Origin of the sequence: Pseudomonas sp. T8, assembly GCF_024610635.1 — a bacterium.
Classification (GTDB): domain Bacteria; phylum Pseudomonadota; class Gammaproteobacteria; order Pseudomonadales; family Pseudomonadaceae; genus Aquipseudomonas; species Aquipseudomonas chlororaphis_I.
The window spans coordinates 1,153,691-1,177,777 of the sequence record NZ_CP102374.1 but is presented as its reverse complement, the minus strand read 5'-3'; the positions used below and the strand labels follow the sequence as shown (position 1 = coordinate 1,177,777).

Sequence of the window (24,087 nt, the reverse complement as noted above, 5' to 3'; positions counted from 1 at the left end):
CGGGGTCAGATCTCTACATTGCCCCAGCCCGGCCGGGCTTCGGTCGGTTCCGGCGCCACGGCGTCGATCTTCTTGCCGGTGGCCAGTTCCACCCGGCGCGCCACGTCCGGGTCGTCGGCGAAGGGGATCAGGCTGGCGTCGTCGAGGCTCTTGGCCGATTGATGACGCAGGCAGTAGCCGATGCTGAGGTAAAGGAAGGTCACGCCGAGCAGGTCAAGGGCGAATTCGATCATCGGAGGGCTCGCTGTGCTGCAGGAGAGGGATGAACGACGCGGGCCGGGTGTGGCTCGCGTCGTGCTCTTGGGCGATCAGGCGATCTGGGCGTCGCTGAGGGCCAGGCGCGGGTCGGCCACGCGCACGGTGCGCCAGGTGTTGTAGGCCATCAGCAGCATGCCGCTGAGGAAGAACACGCCCCCGGCGAAGCGCACGATAAAGCCCGGGTGGCTGGCCTGCAGGGCTTCGACGAAGGAATAGGTGAGGGTGCCGTCGTCGTTGACCGCGCGCCACATCAGGCCCTGGGTGATGCCGTTGACCCACATCGAAGCGATGTAGAGCACGGTGCCGATGGTGGCGAGCCAGAAGTGCAGGTTGATCAGCGGGATGCTGTGCATCTGCTCACGGCCGAAGACCTTGGGCACCATGTGGTAGATGGCACCGAAGGTGATCATCGCCACCCAGCCCAGGGCGCCGGCGTGGACGTGGCCGATGGTCCAGTCGGTGTAGTGGGACAGGGCGTTGACGGTCTTGATCGCCATCATCGGCCCTTCGAAGGTCGACATGCCGTAGAAGGCCAGGGACAGCACCAGAAAGCGCAGGATCGGGTCGGTGCGCAATTTATGCCAGGCGCCGGAGAGGGTCATCATGCCGTTGATCATGCCGCCCCAGCTCGGTGCCAGGAGGATCAGCGACATGGCCATGCCCAGCGATTGCGCCCAGTCCGGCAGGGCGGTGTAGTGCAGGTGGTGCGGGCCGGCCCAGATGTACAGGGTGATCAGCGCCCAGAAGTGCACGATGGACAGGCGATAGGAATACACCGGGCGCCCGACCTGCTTGGGCACGAAGTAATACATCATCCCCAGGAAACCGGTGGTGAGGAAGAAGCCCACGGCGTTGTGGCCGTACCACCACTGGACCATGGCGTCGGTGGCGCCGGAGTACACCGGGTAGGACTTGAACCAGTCCACCGGGATCGACAGGTGATTGACCACGTGCAGCATGGCGATCACCAGGATAAAGGCGCCGAAGAACCAGTTGCCGACGTAGATGTGCTTGGTCTTGCGCTGCACCACGGTGGTGAAGAACACGATGCCGTAGACCACCCAGACCACGGCCATCCACACCGCGCCGGAGAATTCGATTTCCGCGTATTCCTTGGTGGTGGTGTAGCCCAGCGGCAGGGTGACCAGCATGATCAGGATCACCGACTGCCAGCCCCAGAAGGTGAAGGCGGCGAGCTTGTCGGAATACAGCCGCACCTGGCAGGTACGCTGTACCGCGTAGTAACTGGCGGCGAACTGGGCACTGCCGGCGAAGCCGAAGATCACCAGGCTGGTGTGCAGCGGGCGCAGGCGGCCGAAGCTGGTCCAGGGCAGGTCGAGGTTCATTTGTGGCCATACCAGCTGGGAGGCGATCCACACCCCCATGGCCATGCCGATCACGCCCCAGGCCACGGTGGCGATGACGAATTGGCGCACCACCTTGTAGTTGTAGGCCGGTTCCATTGTTGCTGTGCTCATGGTCAATGCTTCCACGGTTGCAAAGGCTTGCCAGGCCACCCGGCCTGGCATGCCATGCACTGTAGAAAGCAGCGGCGAAACAAAACAGGCTCAGAAAAAAACCATTAATACGGATCAGATTTGCCCGCCTGCCGGTGCAGGTCCGGGGCCGGCTGATACGGTTTTTTAGTTTTTACCTGAATCTGTAACGCTCTGAGCCGTAAGGGCATAGTCACCGCCACACCAAAACCCCCGGATCACCCCTGGAATGCCATAACCCCGTGGCTCTGTAGCCCTGTAGCCGCTGCCGAGCGCAGCGAGGCTGCGATCGGCTGCAAAGCAGCCGCAAAGACCGACACATGTGTTCTATCAGCCAGACCGCATCGTCCGGATTGCGAACGCTACGCGCTCGGTCGCAGCCTCGCTGCGCTCGGCAGCGGCTACAGGATTACAGCGGCTTCAGCGCCAGGGGCGGGATCGGGGTCAGTACTGATGAGGCCGTGACATGTATCACTATGACGAGTACGACCGGGCCCTGGTCTTTGAACGGGTGGCGCAGTTTCGCGATCAGGTCGAACGCTTCATGGCTGGCGAGCTGAGCGAAGAAGAGTTCCTGCCGCTGCGCCTGCAGAACGGCCTGTACATGCAGAAACACGCCTACATGCTGCGGGTGGCCATCCCTTACGGCACCCTCAGTGCGCGGCAGATGCGCACCCTGGCCAGCATCGCCCGCGACTACGATCGCGGCTACGGCCACTTCACCACCCGGCAGAACATGCAGTTCAACTGGATCGAGCTGGCCCAGGTGCCGGACATCCTCGAACGCCTGGCCGGTGTCGAGATGCACGCAATCCAGACCTCCGGCAACTGCGTGCGCAACATCACCACCGAAGCCTTCGCCGGGGTGGCCGCCGACGAGCTGATGGACCCGCGGCCCCTGGCGGAGATCCTGCGCCAGTGGTCGACCATCAACCCGGAATTCCTGTTCCTGCCGCGCAAGTTCAAGATCGCCATCTGCTCGGCCCGCGAGGACCGGGCGGCGATCATGATGCATGACATCGGCCTGTACCTGTACCGCGACTGGCGCGGGCAGATGCTGCTGCGGGTGATGGTCGGCGGCGGCCTGGGGCGCACGCCGATCCTCAGCCAGCAGATCCGCGACGGCCTGCCGTGGCAGCACCTGCTGTCCTATGTCGAGGCGGTGCTGCGGGTCTATAACCGCCACGGCCGGCGCGACAACAAGTACAAGGCGCGGATCAAGATCCTGGTCAAGGCCCTGGGCATCGAGGCCTTCGCCAAGGAAGTGGAGGAGGAGTGGCAGCACCTCAAGGACGGCCCGGCGCAGTTGACCGAGGCCGAATACCAGCGGGTCGCCAGTGCCTTTATCCCGCCGCTCTACGAGCGCCAGCCAGCCACCGATCTCGACTACGGCAGCCGCCTGGCCGAGGAGCCGGCTTTCGAACGCTGGGTGGCGCACAACGTCAAGCCGCACAAGGTGCCGGGCTACGCCAGCGTGGTGCTGTCGACCAAACCCGGCAGCACCTCGCCGCCCGGAGACGTGACGGCGGCGCAGATGGAGGCGGTGGCCGAGTGGTCCGAGGCCTTCGGCTTTGGTGAGATCCGTATCGCCCACGAACAGAACATCGTCCTGCCGGACGTGCCCAAGGCCGCGCTGCATGAACTGTGGCGGCTAGCGGGCGAGCAGGGCCTGGGCTGCGCCAACGTCGGCTTGCTGACCGACATCATCGCCTGTCCCGGCGGCGACTTCTGCGCCCTGGCCAACGCCAAGTCGATCCCCATCGCCCAGGCGATCCAGGCGCGTTTCGATGATCTGGATTACCTGCACGACCTGGGTGACATCAGCCTGAACATCTCCGGCTGCATGAACGCCTGCGGCCATCACCACATCGGCAATATCGGCATCCTCGGCGTCGATAAGAACGGCAGCGAGTGGTACCAGATCACCCTCGGCGGCGCCCAGGGCAAGCACAGCGCGCTGGGCAAGGTCATAGGCCCGTCGTTCAGCGCCGAGGAAGTGCCCGGGGTGATCGAACGCATCATCGCCACCTTCGTGCGTTACCGGGAAAGCGAGGAGCTGTTCGTCGATACCGTGCAACGCATCGGCCTGGAGCCGTTCAAGGAGCGGGTCTATCCGAAAGTGCTGGAGGCACAGCCATGAGCCAGCACTGCGACCGGGCAACAGAAAGCACAGCCGTGAGCGAGGAATTACAGCCGTGAGCGAGAGACTAAAACCATGAACAATCTGTTGCGCTTGCAGGATGGCCAGGCTGGGCGGGTCGAGGACGATCCCTGGAACCTGGTGCGCGAGGTGGACGGCCCGCTGCCCGAGGGGCCGCTGATCTTGCCACTGGCCCGCTGGCTGATCCGCCGCATCGAGCACGAGCCGGCGCGGGACGGGGTCTGGCTCGGCCCGGACGATGAGGTGGAAAGCCTCAGGCCCTGGCTCAAGCTGATCCCGCTGATCGCCCTGGATTTTCCCAGCTTCCGTGACGGCCGCGCCTACAGCCAGGCCTACCTGCTGCGCACCCGCCTGGGCTGGATGGGCGAACTGCGGGCGGTGGGCGATGTGTTGCGTGACCAGCTCAGCCATATGCGCCAATGCGGTTTTGACAGCTTTGCCATCCGCGAAGACAAATGCGCCGACGACGCCCTCAAGGGGCTGGCGGGCATGAGTGTGCTTTACGGGCGCTCGGCGATCGAGCCGCGGCCGCTGTTCCGGAGGCGCTGAAGAGGGGCGCCGGCACCGGCCGGCGCTTCCATCGATGCTCACCGTCGCCCGTGAACAGGGCAGGCAACGGCCATTGTCTGGCCGCCAGGGGCATTTGTCCTTGGGTCGCTGATGGCACTTTGGTAGAGTCCCACCCCTTATGAAGGAGCCAGGGATCGGCGTCCGGCGATCAGTCGCAGGCGTGCCTGGCATGGGCCATCCATGGAAGAGAGTCGCGGCTGTGAGCGTTGCTAAAAAGATACTCGGGTTGTTTTCGTTGTTGCTGATCCTGACCCTGTGGGTCGGCTATTTCTATGTGTACCAGGATGCCCGCAGCGGGCGCCTCGGCGACCCCCTCGACAGCTACGGCTGGTGCGGCCCCGCCGCGGATTCGCCGCATTCCTTCAAGCGCGACTATCTGCTGCTCAGGGTCACCAACAGCACCCAGGGCGAGTTCAGGGTATCGGGAGAGGTCAACGTTTCCGAACGCACCTACAACCGCTACGAACTGGGCCGCTATCCGCTGAAATTGCGCCTGGAGCCGTTGCAGTCCACCTACAGCCTGCCGCCGCTGTTCTTTGAAGAGGTCAAGGTCAAGCCCTTGAACCGCAACTTCAATTCGCCGCACAAGAACGCCTACGCAGACCTGGAAAGCCGGCCGATCCGGGTGATCGGCGAGTCCAGCCGGTTTCCCTTCGAGGTCTACCGTTACGGCTACAAGCCGGTGCTGTACATCCTCAAGGGCAACGAGCAGGTCGACCTGCCGTTCAAGCGCATCACCACGCAGATGAACCTGTCCAATACCTTCACCCCGACCCGGGTGTACAACCCGGCGGACTACATCGCCGAGCAGAACAGCCTGGTCCAGCCCGGCGACTATCCGGCCTATGGCGCCAGCGAGTGCGCCTTCAGCATCGAGCGCAAAGGCTCGTTCAAGATCATCGTGCTGCTGTTGTTGCTGGTGCTGTGCCTGCCGCTGCTGATGGTGCTGTACCGCGACGAGCCGACCATCGATTTTCTCGCCACGCTGCTGGGCGTGGCGGCGGTCCGGGTATTCCTGGTCGGGCCGCTGCAGGACTACCAGTTGTACGGCATCGACTTCGTGTTTGGCGTCGTGATCATCCTGGCCGGGACCTTTTCCCTGCTCAAGGCCATGCGCATCGACGCTCGGCGCGAGGCGGCGGCAAGGCGCGGAACCACTTGGTAACGGACGGCCTGGTAACGGGCTTGGGCAAGGTGCGGCTTTGACGCCGCACCTGTATCTGTTCAATCCGACAAGAATTCTCTGGCCCGCCTTGGCGATTAATCCGCTTTTGCCGTGCTGATATGCCCGCTATTGGCTATACCTAGATTTCCTCAAACCAGTAGCGCTTCCGGATTTCTGACAGGAGTTACCCCATGAAGCTCGCATCAATGATGAGCACGCTGTGCCTGGCCACCCTCGGGTTGGTGGGCTGTTCCAGCAACGTCACCCAGCCCGACGAGTATTCCGGTTTTCTCGGCGACTACAGCCAGCTCAAGGAGGCCAAGTCGCCATCGGGCGTCGAAGTGATGCGCTGGGTCGATCCCAAGCTGGACCTGAAGCAGTACCGCAGCGTCTATATCGAGCCCACCCAGTTCTATCCCAAGCCGCAGCCGACGGTGAAGATCCCGCAGAACACCTTGTACGGTATCAACCGCTATTACGACGAGGCGCTCAAGCGCGAGATCGGCCAGGCCATGCCGCTGGCCAGCGCACCGGGGCCAGGCGTGATTGTGGTGCGCGCGGCGATCACCGCCGTGAGCAGCAAGACCGAAGGCCTGAAACCCTACGAAATCATTCCCATCGCCCTGGTGGCGGCGGCGGTGAGCACGGCCAGCGGAATCCGCGACCAGGAGACTACCCTGGGTACCGAGGCGCAGTTCATCGACGGCGGCAACAACAAGGTGATCGCCCAGGTGGTGCGCAAGGGCAGCGGCAAGCCGCTGCAGAACGACACCCAGGTCATGCAGCCTGCGGACGTGAAAAACGTCATCGACGGCTGGGCCTCAGACCTGCACCAGTCCTTTAAGAAACTGAAAAAGTAGTTGGGGCCGGGGTATCTCCCGAGCATTTTTTTGCCCACTGCGTCGGGGTCAGGGCGGGTGCCTGACCCCGTCAACGAGCAGCTCCGGCAGTCAATCAAAAGCACAGGTTTCTCTGGCGAGGCGAGGGCACAAGGCCTGCCGACGGCATTGTCCATGGCAGGTTTTTTCCGTCCGCAGCAGGGTGACGGGCTCCTGGATCGAATGGCAGCGGAGCTTCAAGGCCTGCCTGGATGTTCATGTGAATGGTGATGATTTCCATGTTTTTTGAATGGTTAAGTTAATGTGATTTATCAAGAGTAACAAATTCAATAAAAACATATAGTTATAGAATATTTGTGATGTTATTAATTACATATTATTGATGCTCTCAAGGAGCTTTGCTGGCATGCCTGTGGTCGGACGCACGACTTTTATCGCCGGTCTCAGCCCGGCCCAGGCGCTGGATTTCTGCCTTGAAGGCGCCAACTTCCCGAAGATCTTTCCCGGGCGCATCAGCCCTGTGAAAGGTGTGGGTATCGATAGCCTGCGGCTCAGTGCCGGGCGCCAGTTCAGCTTTCGGCACGGGATGTGGGGGTGTCATACCGGCGACATGGACGCTGGTTATACGTGAGGTCAGCGCGCTGGCCGGGTTGACGACTGTCGCTTCGAGCCTGCGGGCTGGATGGCGGCGGCCTCGCGTCCTGTATCCACTCAAGGGCGCAAAAGGGCGACAATTTGTATCCCGGGCATAGGTAGCCGGAGCGTTTCATGTTTAACTTCCGGCCTCTCGATGTTCTTTACAGCTGTTCAATGACAATCGTTTAAAAGGACTCCGTTCATGGCTCAAGTCACCCTTAAAGGCAACCCGGTTCAAGTCAACGGCCAACTGCCACAAGCCGGCTCCAAGGCGCCAGCGTTCTCCCTGGTGGGCGCCGGCCTGGCCGACATCACCCTGAGCAGCTTTGCCGGCAAGCGCAAAGTGCTGAACATCTTCCCAAGCGTCGACACCCCGACCTGCGCCACCTCCGTGCGCAAGTTCAACGCCCAGGCCAACGACCTGAACAACACCGTGGTGCTGTGCATCTCGGCTGACCTGCCGTTCGCCCAGGCCCGTTTCTGCGGCGCCGAAGGCCTGGAAAACGTGCAGAACCTGTCGACCCTGCGTGGCCGTGAGTTCATCGAAAACTACGGCGTGGCCATTGCCGACGGCCCGCTGGCCGGCCTGACCGCCCGCGCGGTGGTGGTGCTGGACGAGAACGACACCGTGCTGCACAGCGAGCTGGTCAAGGAAATCGCTGAAGAACCTAACTACGACGCGGCCTTGGCCGTTCTGAAGTAACAGGTTTTACAATTATTCACGGCCTGGCCCTGTCCAGGCCGTTTTTATTTGTGCTTCAGTGGCTTAGCAGACACTTGCAAACGTAAGCCCAAGGTAAATTGCCGGTAAAGGCGCTTTGCTAAACACCGGCCAGTGCTTATCTTTCAGCCTTCTGAAAAAGATCCCCTCGCGCCCAATGGTTGATCATTCCATGCAATCCTCCGTTTCCCGCAACTCCCGTCGCTGGCTGCTCGGCCTGCTTGTCCTGTTGGCCATCGTCGGCCTGTGCTGGAAATTCTGGCCGGCCTCGACCACCCACAAGGATGCCGCCGGGCAAAAGGCCGCCGTCGGACACACCGGGCGCAGCGGGTCGATGCGGCCAGGGTTCGGTGGCGCGAGCGGGCCGATCCCGGTGCGGGTGGCACCGGCCACGCGCGGGGACTTCCCGCTGTATTACAAGGCGCTGGGCACCGTCACCGCGCTGAACACCATCAATGTGCGCAGCCGGGTGGCCGGTGAGCTGGTCAAGGTGGCCTTCGAGGAAGGGCAGATGGTCAAGGCCGGCGACCTGCTGGCGGAAATCGATCCGCGGCCTTACCAGAACGCCTTGCTCCAGGCCGAAGGCACGCTGTTGCAGAACCAGGCCCAGCTGAAGAACGCCCAGGTCGACTACGAGCGTTATCGCGGCCTGTACGCCCAGGACAGTATCGCCAAGCAGACCCTGGACACCGCCGCGGCGCTGGTCGGCCAGTACCAGGGCACGGTCAAGACCAACCAGGCGGCGGTCAACGACGCCAAGCTCAATCTCGAATTCACCAGGATCCGCGCGCCGATCACCGGCCGCGTGGGCCTGCGCCAGCTGGACGTCGGCAACCTGGTGGCGGCCAATGACACCACCGCGCTGGCGATCATCACCCAGACCCAGCCGATCAGCGTTGCCTTTACCCTGCCGGAGAACAACCTGAGCAGGGTGCTGGAACGTTATCGCAGCGGCGCCAGGCTGCCGGTGGAAGCCTGGGACCGCGGCGACCAGACACTGCAGGCCAGCGGCGTGCTGCAAAGCCTCGACAACCAGATCGACACCACCACCGGCACCCTGAAGTTCAAGGCGCGCTACGAGAACCGCGACCAGGTGCTGTTCCCCAACCAGTTCGTCAACGTGCGCGTGCTCGCCGACACCCTGAAAAACGTGGTGCTGGCACCGTCGGCGGCGGTCCAGTTCGGTACCAACGGCACCTTCGTCTACGCCCTGGACGGCGACAACAAGGTCAAGATCCGCCAGTTGCAGGTCGGCGACAGCAACGGCGACTCCACCGTGATCAAGGCCGGCCTGGAAGCCGGCGATCGCGTGGTGCTGGAAGGCACCGACCGCCTGAAAGACGGCAGCGAAGTGGAGGTGGTGAACACCACCGAGGAAGTGCCAACCACCCCGACCCAGCACCTGCAGGGCAAGCCGGCCAGTTCGGCGACTACGCCTGCCACGGCCCCGGCCGCTGACGCCCCGGCGAGCAAGGTCGGCGCATGAACCTCTCGCGGCTGTTCATCCTCCGTCCGGTAGCCACCACCCTGAGCATGCTGGCCATTGTCCTGGCCGGCCTGATCGCCTATCGCCTGCTGCCGGTCTCGGCCTTGCCTCAGGTCGATTACCCGACCATCCGGGTGATGACCCTGTACCCCGGTGCCAGTCCCGACGTGATGACCAGCGCGGTCACCGCGCCCCTGGAACGCCAGTTCGGCCAGATGCCCGGCCTGACCCAGATGGCCTCCACCAGTTCCGGCGGCGCCTCGGTGCTGACCCTGCGCTTCAACCTCGACATCAATATGGATGTCGCCGAGCAACAGGTGCAGGCGGCGATCAATGCCGCGACCAACCTGCTGCCCACGGATCTGCCGGCGCCGCCGGTGTACAACAAGGTCAACCCGGCGGACACCCCGGTGCTGACCCTGGCCATCACCTCCAAGACCATGCTGCTGCCCAAGCTCAACGACCTGGTCGATACCCGCATGGCGCAGAAGATCGCGCAGATCAGCGGCGTCGGCATGGTCAGCATCGCTGGCGGCCAGCGCCAGGCGGTGCGGATCAAGGTCAACCCGGAGGCCCTGGCGGCCAACGGCCTCAACCTGGCGGACGTGCGCAGCCTGATCGGCGCCTCCAACGTCAACCAGCCCAAGGGCAACTTCGACGGCCCGACCCGGGTGTCGATGCTCGACGCCAACGACCAGCTGACTTCGCCCAAGGATTACGCCGAGCTGATCCTGGCCTACAAGAATGGCGCGCCGCTGCGCCTGAAGGACGTCGCGCAGATCGTCGGCGGCGCCGAGAACGAACGCCTGGCGGCCTGGGCCAATGAAAACCAGGCGGTGCTGCTCAATATCCAGCGCCAGCCCGGGGCCAACGTGATCGAGGTGGTGGACCGGATCAAGGCGCTGCTGCCGAGCATTACCGACAACCTGCCGGCGGGCCTCGACGTCACCGTGCTCACCGACCGCACCCAGACCATCCGCGCCTCGGTCACCGACGTGCAGCACGAACTGCTGATCGCCATCGCCCTGGTGGTGATGGTGACCTTCCTGTTCCTGCGCCGGGCCAGCGCCACGGTGATCCCGTCGATTGCCGTGCCGTTGTCGCTGATCGGCACCTTCGGCGTGATGTACCTGGCGGGTTTCTCGGTCAACAACCTGACCCTGATGGCCCTGACCATCGCCACCGGCTTCGTGGTCGACGATGCCATCGTGATGCTGGAGAACATCTCGCGCTTCATAGAGGAGGGCGACAGCCCGATGCAGGCCGCGCTCAAGGGCGCCAAGCAGATCGGCTTCACCCTGGTGTCGCTGACCCTGTCGCTGATCGCCGTACTGATCCCGCTGCTGTTCATGGCCGACGTGGTCGGGCGGCTGTTCCGCGAGTTCGCCATCACCCTGGCGGTAGCGATCCTGATTTCCCTGGTGGTGTCCCTGACCCTGACGCCGATGATGTGCGCGCGCCTGCTCAAGCGTGAGCCCAAGGAGCAAGAGCAGGGCCGGTTCTACCGCGCCAGCGGCGCCTGGATCGACTGGCTGATCGCCAGCTACGGTCGCTGGCTGCAATGGGTGCTCAAGCATCAGCCGCTGACCCTGCTGGTGGCCGTCGCCACCCTGGCGTTGACCGTGTTCCTGTATATGGTGGTGCCCAAGGGCTTCTTCCCGGTGCAGGACACCGGGGTGATCCAGGGCATTTCCGAAGCGCCGCAGTCGGTGTCCTTCGCCGCCATGAGCCAGCGCCAGCAGGACCTGGCGAAAATCATCCTGGCCGACCCGGCGGTGGAAAGCCTGTCGTCCTATATCGGGGTCGACGGCGACAACGCCACCCTCAACAGCGGCCGGCTGCTGATCAACCTCAAGCCGCACCGCGAACGCGACCTCAGCGCCGCCGAAGTGATTGCGCGCATCCAGCCCCAGGTCGACCAGTTGGTGGGCATCCGCCTGTTCATGCAGCCGGTGCAGGACCTGACCATCGAGGACCGGGTCAGCCGCACCCAGTACCAGTTCAGCCTGTCGTCGCCGGATGCCGACCTGCTGGCCCTGTGGAGCGGGCGCCTGGTGGATGCCCTGGCTCACCGGCCGGAGCTGACCGACGTCGCCAGCGACCTGCAGGACAAGGGTTTGCAGGTGTACCTGGTGATCGACCGCGACGCCGCTTCGCGCATCGGCGTCTCGGTGTCGAACATCACCGACGCGCTGTACGACGCCTTCGGCCAGCGGCAGATTTCCACCATCTACACCCAGGCCAGCCAGTACCGCGTGGTGTTGCAGGCCCAGGCCGGGGAAAGCATCGGCCCGCAGGCGCTGGAACAGATCCATGTGAAGACCGCCGACGGCGGCCAGGTGCGGCTGTCGAGCCTGGCCCGGGTCGAGGAGCGCCAGGCGCAACTGGCCATCGCCCATATCGGCCAGTTCCCGGCGGTGATGATGTCGTTCAACCTGGCGCCCGGCGTGGCCCTGGGCGAGGCGGTGAATGTCATTGAGCAGGTGCAGCGGGACATCGGCATGCCGGTCGGCGTGCAGACCCAGTTCCAGGGCGCGGCCCAGGCGTTCCAGGCCTCGCTGTCGAGCACCTTGCTGCTGATCCTGGCGGCGGTGGTGACCATGTACATCGTGCTGGGGGTGCTCTACGAGAGCTACATCCACCCGATCACCATCCTTTCCACGCTGCCGTCGGCGGCAGTGGGGGCCTTGCTGGCGCTGATCCTCAGCGGCAATGACCTGGGCATGATAGCGATCATCGGCATCATCCTGCTGATCGGCATCGTCAAGAAGAACGCGATCATGATGATCGACTTCGCCCTCGACGCCGAACGCAACCAGGGCATGGCCCCGGAGCAGGCGATCTACCAGGCGGCGCTCCTGCGTTTCCGGCCGATCCTGATGACCACTCTGGCCGCGCTGTTCGGCGCCGTGCCGCTGATGCTGGCCACCGGCTCCGGCGCCGAACTGCGCCAGCCTCTGGGCCTGGTGATGGTCGGCGGCCTGTTGCTGAGCCAGATCCTCACGCTGTTTACCACGCCTGTTATTTACCTGTATTTCGATCGGTTGGGACGCCGCTTTGGCAAGTCTGACTCGAAAGAGGTGGTGGTATGACGGCGAGCTACAAGCTTCAAGCTTCAAGCCGCAAGTCAAAGCCTGCGCGATCCCTGCTTTTCTCTTGCAGCTTGCGGCTTGAAGCTTGGAGCTGCCGCCCATGAACCTGTCCGGACCCTTTATCCGCCGTCCTGTGGCGACGATGCTCTTGAGCCTGGCGATTATGTTATTGGGCGGCGTCAGCTTCGGCCTGCTGCCGGTGTCGCCGCTGCCGCAGATGGACTTCCCGGTGATCGTGGTCCAGGCCAGCCTGCCGGGGGCCAGCCCCGAGGTGATGGCGTCCACCGTGGCCACGCCCCTGGAGCGTTCCTTCGGCGCGATCGCCGGGGTCAACACCATGAGCAGCCGCTCCAGCCAGGGTTCGACCCGGGTCATCCTGCAGTTCGACCTGGACCGCGACATCAACGGCGCGGCGCGGGAAGTGCAGGCGGCGATCAATGCCTCGCGCAACCTGCTGCCCAGCGGCATGCGCAGCATGCCCACCTACAAGAAGGTCAACCCGTCCCAGGCGCCGATCATGGTGTTGTCGCTGACCTCCGATGTGCTGGAGAAGGGCCAGCTGTACGACCTGGCCTCGACCATCCTGTCCCAGAGCCTGTCCCAGGTTTCCGGTGTGGGCGAGGTGCAGATCGGCGGCAGTTCGCTGCCGGCGGTGCGCATCGAGCTCGAGCCGCAGTTGCTCAACCAGTACGGCGTGGCCCTCGACGATGTGCGCAAGACCATCGCCGAGGCCAACGTGCGCCGGCCCAAGGGCTCGGTGGAGAACAGCGAGCAGATGTGGCAGGTGCAGGCCAACGACCAGCTGGAGAAGGCCAAGGACTACGAGCCGCTGATCATCCACTACAAGGACGGCGCGGCCCTGCGCCTGAAAGACGTGGCCAAGGTCAGCGACGGCGTCGAGGACCGCTACAACAGTGGCTTCTTCAACGACGACGCGGCGGTGCTGCTGGTGATCAACCGCCAGGCCGGGGCCAACATCATCGAGACGGTCAATGAGATCAAGGCGCAGTTGCCGGCGTTGCAGGCGGTGTTGCCGGCCAGCGTCAAGCTCAACCTGGCGATGGACCGCTCGCCGGTGATCAAGGCCACCCTGCATGAAGCCGAGATGACCCTGCTGATCGCCGTGGCCCTGGTGATCCTGGTGGTCTACCTGTTCCTCGGCAATCTGCGCGCCTCGCTGATCCCGACCCTGGCGGTGCCGGTGTCGCTGGTGGGCACCTTCGCGGTGATGTACCTGTACGGTTTTTCCCTGAACAACCTGTCGCTGATGGCGCTGATTCTCGCCACCGGGCTGGTGGTGGACGACGCCATCGTGGTGCTGGAGAACATTTCCCGGCACATCGACGAAGGCATCGCGCCGATGAAGGCAGCCTACCTGGGAGCCAAGGAAGTCGGCTTCACCCTGTTGTCGATGAACGTCTCGCTGGTGGCGGTGTTCCTGTCGATCCTGTTCATGGGCGGGATCATCGAGAGCCTGTTCCGCGAGTTTTCCATCACCCTGGCGGCGGCGATCATCGTGTCCCTGGTGGTGTCCCTGACCCTGACCCCGATGCTTTGCGCCCGCTGGCTCAAGCCCCATGTGCCGGGCCAGGAGAACGGTCTGCAGCGCTGGAGCCAGCGCGGCAACGACTGGATGGTGGCGAAATACGCCAGCAGCCTGGACTGGGTGCTGCGCCACAAACGCCTGACCCTGCTCAGCCTGTTCGTGACCATCGGCGTCAACATTGCGCTGTACGTGGTGGTGCCCAAGACCTTCATGCCGCAGCAGGACACCGGCCAGTTGATCGGTTTCGTGCGGGGCGACGACGGCCTGTCGTTCACCGTGATGCAGCCGAAGATGGAAATCTTCCGCCGCGAGGTGCTCAAGGACCCGGCGGTGGAGAGCGTGGCCGGCTTCATCGGCGGCAACAACGGCACCAACAACGCCTTCATGCTGGTGCGCCTCAAGCCGATCAAGGAACGCAACATTTCCGCGCAGAAGGTCATCGAGCGCCTGCGCAAGGAAATGCCCAAGGTGCCCGGCGCCCAGCTGATGCTGATGGCCGACCAGGACCTGCAGTTCGGCGGCGGTCGCGAACAGACCACCTCGCAGTATTCCTACATCATCCAGAGCGGCGACCTGGGGGCATTGCGCGAGTGGTACCCGAAGGTGGTTACCGCGCTGCGTGCCTTGCCGGAGCTGACCGCCATCGACGCCCGCGAGGGGCAGGGTGCCCAGCAGGTGACCCTGGTGGTCGACCGCGACCAGGCCAAGCGCCTGGGGATCGACATGAACATGGTCACCGCGGTGCTCAACAACGCCTACAGCCAGCGGCAGATTTCCACCATCTACGACAGCCTCAACCAGTACCAGGTGGTGATGGAGGTCAACCCGAAATACGCCCAGGACCCGATCACCCTCAACCAGGTGCAGGTGATCACCGCCGACGGTGCACGGGTGCCGCTGTCGACCATCGCCCACTACGAGAACAGCCTGGAAGACGACCGGGTCAGCCACGAAGGCCAGTTCGCCTCGGAAAGCATTTCCTTCGACATGGCCGAAGGGGTGACGGTGGAGCAGGGCACGGCGGCCATCGAACGGGCGATCGCCAAGGTCGGCATGCCCGAAGACGTGATCGTCAAGATGGCCGGCACTGCCGATGCCTTCGCCGCGACCCAGAAGAGCCAGCCGTTCATGATCCTTGGCGCGCTGCTGGCGGTGTACCTGGTGCTGGGCGTGCTCTATGAAAGCTACATTCACCCGTTGACCATCCTGTCCACGCTGCCGTCGGCCGGGGTCGGCGCCTTGCTGTCGATCTATGTGCTGGGCAGCCAGTTCAGCCTGATCTCGCTGCTGGGGCTGTTCCTGCTGATCGGCGTGGTGAAGAAAAACGCCATCCTGATGATCGACCTGGCGCTGCAGTTGGAGCGCCACCAGGGCCTGGGCCCGCTGGAGTCGATCCGCAGCGCCTGCCTGCTGCGCCTGCGGCCGATCCTGATGACCACCCTGGCGGCGATCCTCGGCGCCTTGCCGTTGCTGCTCGGCAGCGCCGAAGGCGCGGAAATGCGCCAGCCCCTGGGCCTGACCATTATCGGCGGCCTGGTCTTCAGCCAGATCCTGACCCTCTACACCACCCCGGTGGTCTACCTCTATCTCGATCGCCTGCGCCATAAATTCAACCACTGGCGTGGGGTCCGTACCGATGCCGCTCTGGAAACGCCGCTATGACTGACTGCTCGCCCCGCAACCTTCCTCAGCGCCTGGCCCTGGCCCGCGGTTCGCGGCTGTTGAGCCTGAGCTTGAGTCTGGCGCTGCTCAGCGCCTGCGCCATCGGCCCGGACTATCAGCGCCCGACCGTCGCCGAGCCTGCGCAATACAAGGAAGCGGCAGGCTGGCGCCAGGCCAGCCCCAGCGATTCGCTGGCCCGTGGCGCCTGGTGGGAGCTGTATGGCGACCAACAGCTCAACGGCCTGATCGACAAGCTCAACAGCGCCAACCAGACCGTGGCGCAGTCCGAGGCCCAGTACCGCCAGGCCCAGGCCCTGGTGCGCAGCGCCCGTGGCTCGCTGTTCCCCACGGTCGACCTGAGCGCCGGGAAAACCCGCGCCAGCCAGGGCACCGGCAGCAGCAGTTCGGCCCTGAGCAGCTCGTCCAGCGGCATTCGCGACACCTACAACACCCAGCTCGGGGTGAGCTGGGAGGCTGATGTCTGGGGCAAGCTGCGCCGTGGCCTGGAAGCCAACGAAGCCAGCGCCGAAGCCAGCTTCGCCGACCTTGCGGCGATGCGCCTGAGCCAGCAGTCGGAACTGGTGCAGAACTACCTGCAACTGCGGGTCATGGACCAGCAGAAGCGCCTGCTCGAAGCCACGGTGGCGGCTTACCAGCGTTCGCTGACCATGACCGAGAACCAGTACCGCGCCGGCGTCTCCGGCAAGGACGCGGTGGCCCAGGCGCAAACCCAGCTGAAAACCACCCAGGCCGACCTGATCGACCTGATCTGGCAACGCGCCCAGCTGGAAAACGCCATTGCGGTATTGATCGGCCTGCCGCCGGCCGAGTTCAGCCTGGCCGAGACCCAGGACATCCCGGCCTTGCCCCAGGTGCCCCTGAGCCTGCCGTCGCAACTGCTGGAGCGGCGCCCGGACATCGCTTCGGCCGAGCGTTCGGTGATCGCTGCCAACGCCAATATCGGCGTGGCCAAGGCCGCCTATTACCCGGACCTGACCCTGAGCCTGGCCGGCGGCTACAGCAGCAGTACCTACGCCGACTGGATCAGCCTGCCGAACCGCTTCTGGTCGGTGGGGCCGAAACTGGCCATGACTCTGTTCGACGGCGGCCAGCGCTCGGCGGAAGTCGACCGCACCGAGGCGGCCTACGACCAGACCGTGGCCAAGTATCGCCAGACCGTGCTCGACGGCTTCCGCGAGGTGGAGAACTACCTGGTGCAGCTCAAGGTCCTGGAAGACGAGGCCGCGGTGCGCCAGCAGGCCCTGGATTCGGCGCGCGAGTCGCTGCGCCTGACCGAGAACCAGTACAAGGCCGGGGTGATCGCCTACCTGGACGTGGTGGTGGTACAGGCCACCGCGTTGAACAACGAACGCAGCGTGCTGAGCCTGCTGCAAAGCCGGCTGGTCACCAGCGTGCAACTGATCGCCGCCCTCGGCGGCGGCTGGGACGGCCAGCTGCAGGCCAGCAAGGAGTAACAGGCTGAATCCGTGATCCGCCCGGGTTTACGACCGCTGCCTGACCCTTGTAGCCGCTGCCGAGTCCGCGAGGCTGCGAACGGTTTGGGCGGCACTCCGACGTAGCGACCGCAGCTCCTGAAACCACGGCCTGCCTGGATAAATGCGCTGTTTGGTTTCACGACCGCTACGCGGTCGCGCGCAGGCTGCGCCAGCGGCTACATCGATAGCGGCGAGCCTGGCGTTGTCAGAAGCCGGGTCGCTGTCACCGATTTGTTTTATCAACCGGCTACTTTCGTCCGACTGATGGCTTTTTGCTTACTTTGTGAGTGTGTTTCTGTACGCAATCAGTACAATTGCGCCTTTTTACCGCCGGGCATGGAAGCTTCCGGCTCACGCCACGAGACGTTCATGCTCACCGGTACCTACTCTCCCGCCCTGGTTCTGATTTCCCTGTTTGTGGCGATTCTCGCCTCTTACACCGCGCTCGACCTGACCGGTCGCATCGCCACCACGCGTGGTCGAGCGGCGTTGCTGTGGATGGCCGGCGGCGCCCTGGCCATGGGCATCGGGGTGTGGTCGATGCACTTTATCGGCATGCTCGCCTTCAGCCTGCCCATCGACCTGGGCTACGACACCGGCATCACCGCGCTGTCGCTGCTGATTTCCGTGCTGTCCTGCGGTTTCGCCCTGTGGCTGGTGAGCCAGCAGAGCCTGCCGCTGTGGCAGCTGGCCTTCGGCGCGCTGGTCATGGGCGCCGGGATCAGCGCCATGCATTACACCGGCATGGCGGCGATGCGCATGCAGCCGGGCATCGACTATGACCCGAGCCTGTTCGGCGCCTCGCTGCTGATTGCCGTCGGCGCCTCGGCCGCGGCGCTGTGGATCGCCTTTCGCCTGCGCCGCAATACCCCTTATGTACGCCTGGCCCGTTGCGGGGCCGCGGTGGTGATGGGCATCGCCATTGTCGGCATGCACTACACCGGCATGGCCGCGGCGCGTTTCGCCGACGGCAGTTTCTGTGGCGCGGCGGTGGACGGCCTGAGCGGCAAGGGCCTGGACAACCTGGTGCTGATCACCACCCTGGCGGTGCTGGTCATTGCCTTGCTGACCTCGGTACTCGACGCCCGTCTGGAAGCGCGCACCGCGGTACTGGCCGAATCGCTGACCGTGGCCAACCGCGAGCTGACCCAACTGGCGCTGCACGACACCCTGACCGGCCTGCCGAACCGCACGCTGCTGGCCGACCGGATCGACCAGGCGATGCAGCGGGTGACGGAGCAGGGCGGCTGTTTTGCCCTGATGTTCATCGACCTGGACGGCTTCAAGCCGGTCAACGATGCCTTTGGCCATCACATGGGCGACCAGTTGCTGCGCGAGGTGGCGGTGCGCCTGCGCGAAGACCTGCGCAGCCAGGACACCCTGGCGCGGATCGGCGGCGACGAGTTCGTGCTGCTGGTGCAACTGAACGAGGCGGACGACGCCTTGCGCCTGGCCGCGCGCCAGGTGGGGCTGATCGGCCAGGTGTTCCGGGTGGCCGAGCATGAGTTGCAGATCTCCGCCAGCGTCGGCATCGCGGTGTACCCGGGCAACGGCCTGACGCCCCAGGAACTGCTGATGAATGCCGATGCGGCGATGTACCACGCCAAGGGCACCGGCAAGAACGGCTACAGCTTCTTCGACGCCTCGATGAACAGCGACGCGCGCAGGCAACTGCAACTGTTGCAGGACCTGCGCCATGCCGTCGAGCACGGCGAGTTCAGGCTGTATTACCAGCCCAAGTTCGACGCCGCCAACGGCTTGCCGGTGGGCGCCGAAGCCTTGCTGCGCTGGGAACACCCGCAACTGGGCCTGCTGCTGCCGGACAAGTTCATCGACCTGGCGGAAAAGACCGGGCTGATCATCCCCATCGGCGAGTGGGTGCTCAACGAGGCCTGCCGGCAGATGCGCGAGTGGTACAGCGAAGGCTACGAAGGCTGGCGGATCGCGGTGAACATTTCGGCGCTGCAGTTCTGCCATGCCGGGCTGGTCGACAGCGTGGCCAGGGCGTTGAGCCGCCACCACCTGCCGGCCAACAGCCTGACCCTGGAGATCACCGAGACCACGGCCATGAGCGATGCCGATGCCAGCATGACCGTGCTCAAGCAACTGGCGGACATGGGCGTGGACCTGTCGATCGACGACTTCGGCACCGGTTATTCGAGCCTGATGTACCTCAAGCGCCTGCCGGCCAACGAATTGAAGATCGACCGCGGTTTTGTCCGCGACCTGGAACACGACAGCGACGACGCGGCAATCGTCTCGGCCATCGTCGCCCTGGGCCAGGCCCTGGGCCTGCGCATCGTCGCCGAAGGCGTGGAAACCGATGTGCAGCAAAGCTTCCTGACCCAGCTGGGCTGCGATTCGCTGCAAGGTTATTTCCTCGGTCATCCGCTGCCGGCCGCGCGCTTCATGCAGAACATCCATCAGGCCGAACAGTTGGCCCTCTGAGCGGCCTCGCAAGCCTGTCTGTTTCGCCGGTTCGCAGCCTGCGGCAGCGGCTACATCGATCGCGTTGTAGCCGACTCCTGTAGCCGCTGCCGAGCCTGCGAGGCTGCGATCGGTCGCGTAGCGAGCGTAACTCCAAGCCTGCGATCTGCCTGGATAGACACGCCGACCGGTGATCAGCCACGGGACGGATGACGGCCCCGAGAAGGTTTGCAACGCTGGCCCCAGGGTGTTTAATTGCTGGCGTTCAAAGATCAGCGAGGGAGTTGGCAGCATGGACAAAGTCATCCTCATCACCGGTGGCGGTCGCGGTATTGGCGCGGCCACCGCGCTGCTGGCCGCGCAACAGGGCTATCGCATCTGCATCAACTACCAGGCCGACGAACAGGCGGCCTTCCAGGTGCTGGAGCAGGTGCGCGGCCTGGGAGCCCAGGCGATTGCCGTGCGGGCCGATGTCAGCATCGAGGACGAAGTGATTGGCCTGTACCACCGGGTCGACGCCGAACTGGGGCGGGTCACCGCGCTGGTGAACAACGCCGGGACCGTCGGGCAGAAGTCGCGGCTCGACGAAATGTCCGAATTCCGCATTCTGAAGACCATGAAAACCAACGTGCTCGGGCCGATCCTCTGCGCCAAGCACGCGGTGCTGCGCATGTCGCCAAGGCATGGCGGGCAGGGCGGCAGCATCGTCAACGTGTCCTCGGTCGCCGCCCGCCTGGGCTCGCCCGGCGAGTACATCGACTACGCGGCCTCCAAGGGGGCGCTGGACACCTTCACCATCGGCCTGTCCAAGGAAGTCGCCGGCGAAGGCATCCGCGTCAACGGGGTGCGCCCGGGCTATATCTACACCGACTTCCACGCCCTGAGCGGCGATGCCGACCGCGTCAGCAAACTGGAGTCCGCCATTCCCATGGGCCGCGGCGGGCGCCCGGACGAAGTGGCGGAGGCAATCATCTGGCTGCTGTCGGACAAGGCCTCCTATTCCACCGGGACCTTTATCGACCTCGGCGGCGGCCGCTGATCCTGTAGCCCTGTAGCCGCTGCCGAGCGCAGCGAGGCTGCGATCGACTGCGCAGCAGTCGCAAGGCCGGCTGGTGCAATTATCCAGGCAGATCGTGGTTTCAGGATTTGCGGTCGCTGCGCGACCGATCGCAGCCTCGCTGCGCTCGGCAGCGGCTACAGGGCTACAGCTAGAGCACCGTCCCGGCTTCAGAACGACCGCACGATCCTGCCCAGGGTTTCCATGGCCTTTTCCGCCGCTTCGTTCCACGGGCTGCCGTAGTTGAGGCGGATGCAGTTTCGAAAGCGCTGGGTCGGCGAGAAGATCGGTCCCGGGGCGATGCTGATGCCCTGGGCCAGGGCCATCTGGAACAGCTTCAACGAATCCATCTGCGCCGGCAGTTCCAGCCACAGGAAGTAGCCGCCGGCCGGCTGGCTGACCCGGGTCTGCGCCGGGAAATAGCGGGCGATGGCGGCGAGCATGGCGCTCTGCTGTTCTTCCAGGGCGTAGCGCAGCTTGCGCAGGTGGCGGTCGTAGCCGCCGTGTTGCAGGTAGTCGGCGATGGCCGCCTGGGCCGGCATCGAGGCGCACAGCGAGGTCATCAGCTTCAGCCGTTCGATCTTCTGCGCGTAACGCCCGGCGGCGACCCAGCCGATGCGATAACCCGGGGCCAGGCTCTTGGCGAACGAGCCGCAATGCATCACCAGGCCCTCGGTGTCGAAGGCCTTGGCCGGTTTCGGTGCCTGCTGGCCGTAATACAGCTCGGCGTAGACGTCGTCCTCGATCAGCGGCACCTGATGGCTGCGCAGCAACTCCACCAGTTCCTGTTTCTTCGCCTCGGGCATGGTCGCGCCCATGGGGTTCTGGAAGCTGGTCATGCACCAGCAGGCCTTGATCGGATGCCGTTCCAGGGTCTGCGCCAGCACCCCGAGATCGATGCCGTCCCGCGGGTGCACGGGGATTTCCACCGCCTTGAGTTTCAGGCGCTCCAGCACTTGCAGGCTGGCGTAGAAGGCTGGGGCTTCGATGGCCACCAGGTCGCCGGGTTCGGTCACTGCCTGCAGGCACAGGTTCAGGGCTTCCAGGGCGCCGTTGGTGATCAGCAGTTCTTCCATGGGCAGCATCAGCCCGCCGACCATGTAGCGCAGGGCGATCTGCCGGCGCAGCTGCGGGTTGCCCGGCGACATGTCGGTGACCACCACGCGCGGGTCCATCTCGCGGCTGGCGCTGGCCAGGGAGCGCGACAGGCGTTGCAGCGGGAACAGGGTCGGGCTGGGAAAGGCCGAACCGAACGGCACGGTGGTCGGGTCCTTGATCGAGTCCAGCACCGAGAACACCAGTTCGCTGACATCGACTTCGGTGGACTCGTTGACCTGGCTGCTGATCACCGGCTCCGAGAACGGGCTGGGCGCATGGGTGTTGACGAAGTAGCCGGAGCGCGGTCGGGCGCGGATCAGGCCGCGGCGTTCCAGCAGGTAATAGGCCTGGAACACCGTGGACGGGCTGACCCCATAGGTCTGGCTGGCATAACGTACCGAAGGTACGCGCTGGCCGGGGCCGAGCACCCCGGAGCGGATCAGTTCTGCGATGTCGTCGGCGAATTTTTCGTAGCGTTTCATGGGGCGGCTCGGGTTGGGGGCTGCGGTGGCTGAGGGATTTATCGCGAGCAAGCTCGCTCCTACAGGGGCCCGGGTAGGAGCGAGCTTGCTCGCGATAGCCGCAAAGCGGCGCCCAGTCTAAGGGATCAACGGTTCAAGGGCGCAACAAACCGGCTCTTGGCCACGCTGTAGATCTCTGGCTGGTCGGCGTCGACCACCTTGAAACTCAGCTCCTGGGAACTGCTCTGCGGCTTGTCGGCGATCATCGCCACCGACACCGGCAGGTCGACGATCTCGCCCGCGGCCAGGCTGATTTCACTCTTGCCCTGCAGCTGGAAGCCGTCGCCGTCCACCAGTTGCAGGCGGTAATCCTGGCGTTGCTGGGTCTTGTTGATGATCTTCAGGCTGTAGATGTTCTCGATCTGGCCCAGGCTGTTTTCGCGGAACAGGCCCCGGTCCTTGCTGACGTCCAGCGACACCATCGGCCGCTCCACCAGCGCCAGGGCCAGGGCGCCGATCATCACCAGCAGCACCGCGCTGTAGCCGATCAGGCGCGGGCGCAGCAGGTGGGTCTTGCCACCCTGCAACTGGTGCTCCGAGGTGTAGCTGATCAGGCCCCGGGCATAGCCCATCTTGTCCATGATCGAATCGCAGGCGTCGATGCAGGCGGCGCAGCCGATGCATTCCATCTGCAGGCCGTCGCGGATGTCGATGCCGGTCGGGCAGACCTGCACGCACAGCTGGCAGTCGATGCAGTCGCCGAGGCCGATATCGGTGGGTTTCACGCCGCGTTTGCGCGGGCCGCGGATTTCGCCACGGGCCGGGTCGTAGGAGATGGTCAGGGTGTCCTTGTCGAACATCACGCTCTGGAACCGCGCATAAGGGCACATGTGCATGCACACCGCCTCGCGCAGCCAGCCGGCGTTGAGGTAGGTGGCGCCGGTGAAGAACAGCACCCAGAACAGGCTGATGCCGCCGATCTGCAGGGTCAGCAGTTCCTCGGCCAGCGGCCGGATCGGGGTGAAGTAGCCGACGAAGGTCAGCCCGGTGAGCAGGCTGATGGCCAGCCACAGGGTGTGCTTGGCCGAACGGCGGATCAGTTTGTTCAGGTTCCAGGGCGCGGCTTGCAGCTTGATGCGCTGGTTGCGTTCACCCTCGGTGATTTTCTCGCACCACATGAACAGCCAGGTCCAGGAGCTCTGCGGGCAGGTGTAGCCACACCAGACGCGGCCGGCGAACACGGTGATGGCGAACAGGCCGAAGGCGCAGATGATCAGCAGGGCCGAGAGCAGGATGAAATCCTGCGGCCAGAAGGTGGCGCCGAAGATATGGAACTTGCTTTCCGCCAGGTCCCAGAGCACCGCCTGGCGGCCGCCCCAGTTCAGCCACACGGTGCCGAAGAACAACAGGAACAGGAACCCTGCGCCGCTCATGCGCAGGGTGCGGAACAAGCCGGTGAAGCTGCGGGTGTGGATCAGGTTGTCGCTGGATTTGGCCTTCGTCTTTGGGCGCGCAGGCTCGAATGTTTCTACTAATCGGACGGGGATTCTTTCGCTCATGGTCGTTCGCTCATCAGCCTCCATCAGGCCAATGAACTATGCCCAGCGATCTGTTTGCATAACAGACTCAGGTATCGCAATAAAAAGCAGATCAGATGACCGCGAAGGGCCGCCCTGCGACAACTTGCCATACCCGGCAAAGCGCCCGATATCGGGCGCAAGCGGTGTCTGGCACAAGCCTGTGGCGGATACCGTGATGCAGATCAGTCAAATCACCGAATCACTGTCACTGGCGCGCAGATGGCGCCGGCCGTCGGTGGCGCCTGCTACGGTCAATGCGTTGGCTTCTGCTTCGGTGATGCAGATGCGCAGCCCTTCGAGGTCGACCGCCGGCAGATCGCACCTTTTGCCTGGCGT

16 protein-coding genes and 1 pseudogene are annotated in these 24,087 nt (G+C 64.4%); 12 read left to right on the top strand and 5 right to left on the bottom strand.

Annotated features, from left to right (window positions below; all coding sequences use genetic code 11):
• Positions 1–5: 5 nt before the first annotated feature.
• On the bottom strand, positions 6–233 hold the full coding sequence (locus tag NRG23_RS05015) for a hypothetical protein (protein ID WP_009048794.1): 228 nt from the start codon (positions 231–233) through the stop codon (positions 6–8).
• A 75-nt stretch (positions 234–308) separates the two neighbouring features.
• Entirely contained in the window at positions 309–1,736 is a 1,428-nt protein-coding gene (ccoN, locus tag NRG23_RS05010; protein ID WP_009048795.1) for a cytochrome-c oxidase, cbb3-type subunit I, read from the bottom strand.
• 484 nt (positions 1,737–2,220) lie between these two features.
• Here ccoN and NRG23_RS05005 point away from each other — a divergent pair, with 484 nt between their 5' ends.
• The 12 genes from NRG23_RS05005 to NRG23_RS04950 all read left to right on the top strand — a co-directional run bounded on the left by NRG23_RS05005 (position 2,221) and on the right by NRG23_RS04950 (position 20,594).
• Complete coding sequence (locus tag NRG23_RS05005) at positions 2,221–3,894, top strand: nitrite/sulfite reductase (protein ID WP_009048796.1); 1,674 nt, start codon at positions 2,221–2,223, stop codon at positions 3,892–3,894.
• Positions 3,895–3,969: 75 nt separating this feature from the next.
• Positions 3,970–4,464: a DUF934 domain-containing protein gene (locus tag NRG23_RS05000; RefSeq protein ID WP_041984101.1), complete on the top strand. Its 495-nt coding sequence runs from the start codon at positions 3,970–3,972 to the stop codon at positions 4,462–4,464.
• Between the two features lie 220 nt (positions 4,465–4,684).
• Positions 4,685–5,650 (top strand): hypothetical protein, encoded by a 966-nt coding sequence (locus NRG23_RS04995; RefSeq protein ID WP_257373876.1) that lies wholly within the window; start codon positions 4,685–4,687, stop codon positions 5,648–5,650.
• 191 nt (positions 5,651–5,841) lie between these two features.
• Positions 5,842–6,510 (top strand): DUF3313 domain-containing protein, encoded by a 669-nt coding sequence (locus NRG23_RS04990; protein ID WP_016704733.1) that lies wholly within the window; start codon positions 5,842–5,844, stop codon positions 6,508–6,510.
• A 385-nt stretch (positions 6,511–6,895) separates the two neighbouring features.
• Entirely contained in the window at positions 6,896–7,120 is a 225-nt protein-coding gene (locus NRG23_RS04985) for a hypothetical protein (protein ID WP_050899140.1), read from the top strand.
• A gap of 207 nt (positions 7,121–7,327) precedes the next feature.
• On the top strand, positions 7,328–7,828 hold the full coding sequence (gene tpx / locus NRG23_RS04980; RefSeq protein ID WP_009048801.1) for a thiol peroxidase: 501 nt from the start codon (positions 7,328–7,330) through the stop codon (positions 7,826–7,828).
• A 175-nt stretch (positions 7,829–8,003) separates the two neighbouring features.
• A complete protein-coding gene (locus tag NRG23_RS04975) occupies positions 8,004–9,332 on the top strand; it encodes an MdtA/MuxA family multidrug efflux RND transporter periplasmic adaptor subunit (RefSeq protein WP_009048802.1) in 1,329 nt (442 codons plus the stop codon).
• Positions 9,329–12,424: an MdtB/MuxB family multidrug efflux RND transporter permease subunit gene (locus NRG23_RS04970; protein ID WP_257373874.1), complete on the top strand. Its 3,096-nt coding sequence runs from the start codon at positions 9,329–9,331 to the stop codon at positions 12,422–12,424. The genes NRG23_RS04975 and NRG23_RS04970 overlap by 4 nt, the downstream gene beginning before the upstream one ends.
• Before the next feature lie 100 nt (positions 12,425–12,524).
• Positions 12,525–15,632 carry an efflux RND transporter permease subunit gene (locus NRG23_RS04965; protein WP_257373873.1) on the top strand — a complete coding sequence of 1,036 codons (3,108 nt, stop codon included), beginning with the start codon at positions 12,525–12,527 and terminating at the stop codon, positions 15,630–15,632.
• Positions 15,629–17,107, top strand: coding sequence for an efflux transporter outer membrane subunit (locus NRG23_RS04960; RefSeq protein WP_009048805.1), 1,479 nt, complete (start codon positions 15,629–15,631; stop codon positions 17,105–17,107). The genes NRG23_RS04965 and NRG23_RS04960 overlap by 4 nt, the downstream gene beginning before the upstream one ends.
• A 390-nt stretch (positions 17,108–17,497) precedes the next feature.
• Positions 17,498–19,576 carry a bifunctional diguanylate cyclase/phosphodiesterase gene (locus NRG23_RS04955; RefSeq protein WP_009048806.1) on the top strand — a complete coding sequence of 693 codons (2,079 nt, stop codon included), beginning with the start codon at positions 17,498–17,500 and terminating at the stop codon, positions 19,574–19,576.
• 271 nt (positions 19,577–19,847) lie between these two features.
• Positions 19,848–20,594 (top strand): SDR family oxidoreductase, encoded by a 747-nt coding sequence (locus NRG23_RS04950; RefSeq protein WP_009048807.1) that lies wholly within the window; start codon positions 19,848–19,850, stop codon positions 20,592–20,594.
• Positions 20,595–20,782: 188 nt separating this feature from the next.
• Here the strand turns inward: NRG23_RS04950 and mapR are convergent, their stop codons facing one another.
• The 3 genes and pseudogenes from mapR to NRG23_RS04935 all read right to left on the bottom strand — a co-directional run.
• Complete coding sequence (gene mapR, locus NRG23_RS04945; RefSeq protein ID WP_009048808.1) at positions 20,783–22,192, bottom strand: GntR family transcriptional regulator MpaR; 1,410 nt, start codon at positions 22,190–22,192, stop codon at positions 20,783–20,785.
• 125 nt (positions 22,193–22,317) lie between these two features.
• Positions 22,318–23,730 (bottom strand): cytochrome c oxidase accessory protein CcoG, encoded by a 1,413-nt coding sequence (ccoG, locus tag NRG23_RS04940; protein WP_009048809.1) that lies wholly within the window; start codon positions 23,728–23,730, stop codon positions 22,318–22,320.
• 207 nt (positions 23,731–23,937) lie between these two features.
• Positions 23,938–24,066, bottom strand: a pseudogene (locus NRG23_RS04935) (DUF3203 family protein); the annotation flags it as partial.
• Between the last annotated feature and the right edge of the window lie 21 nt (positions 24,067–24,087).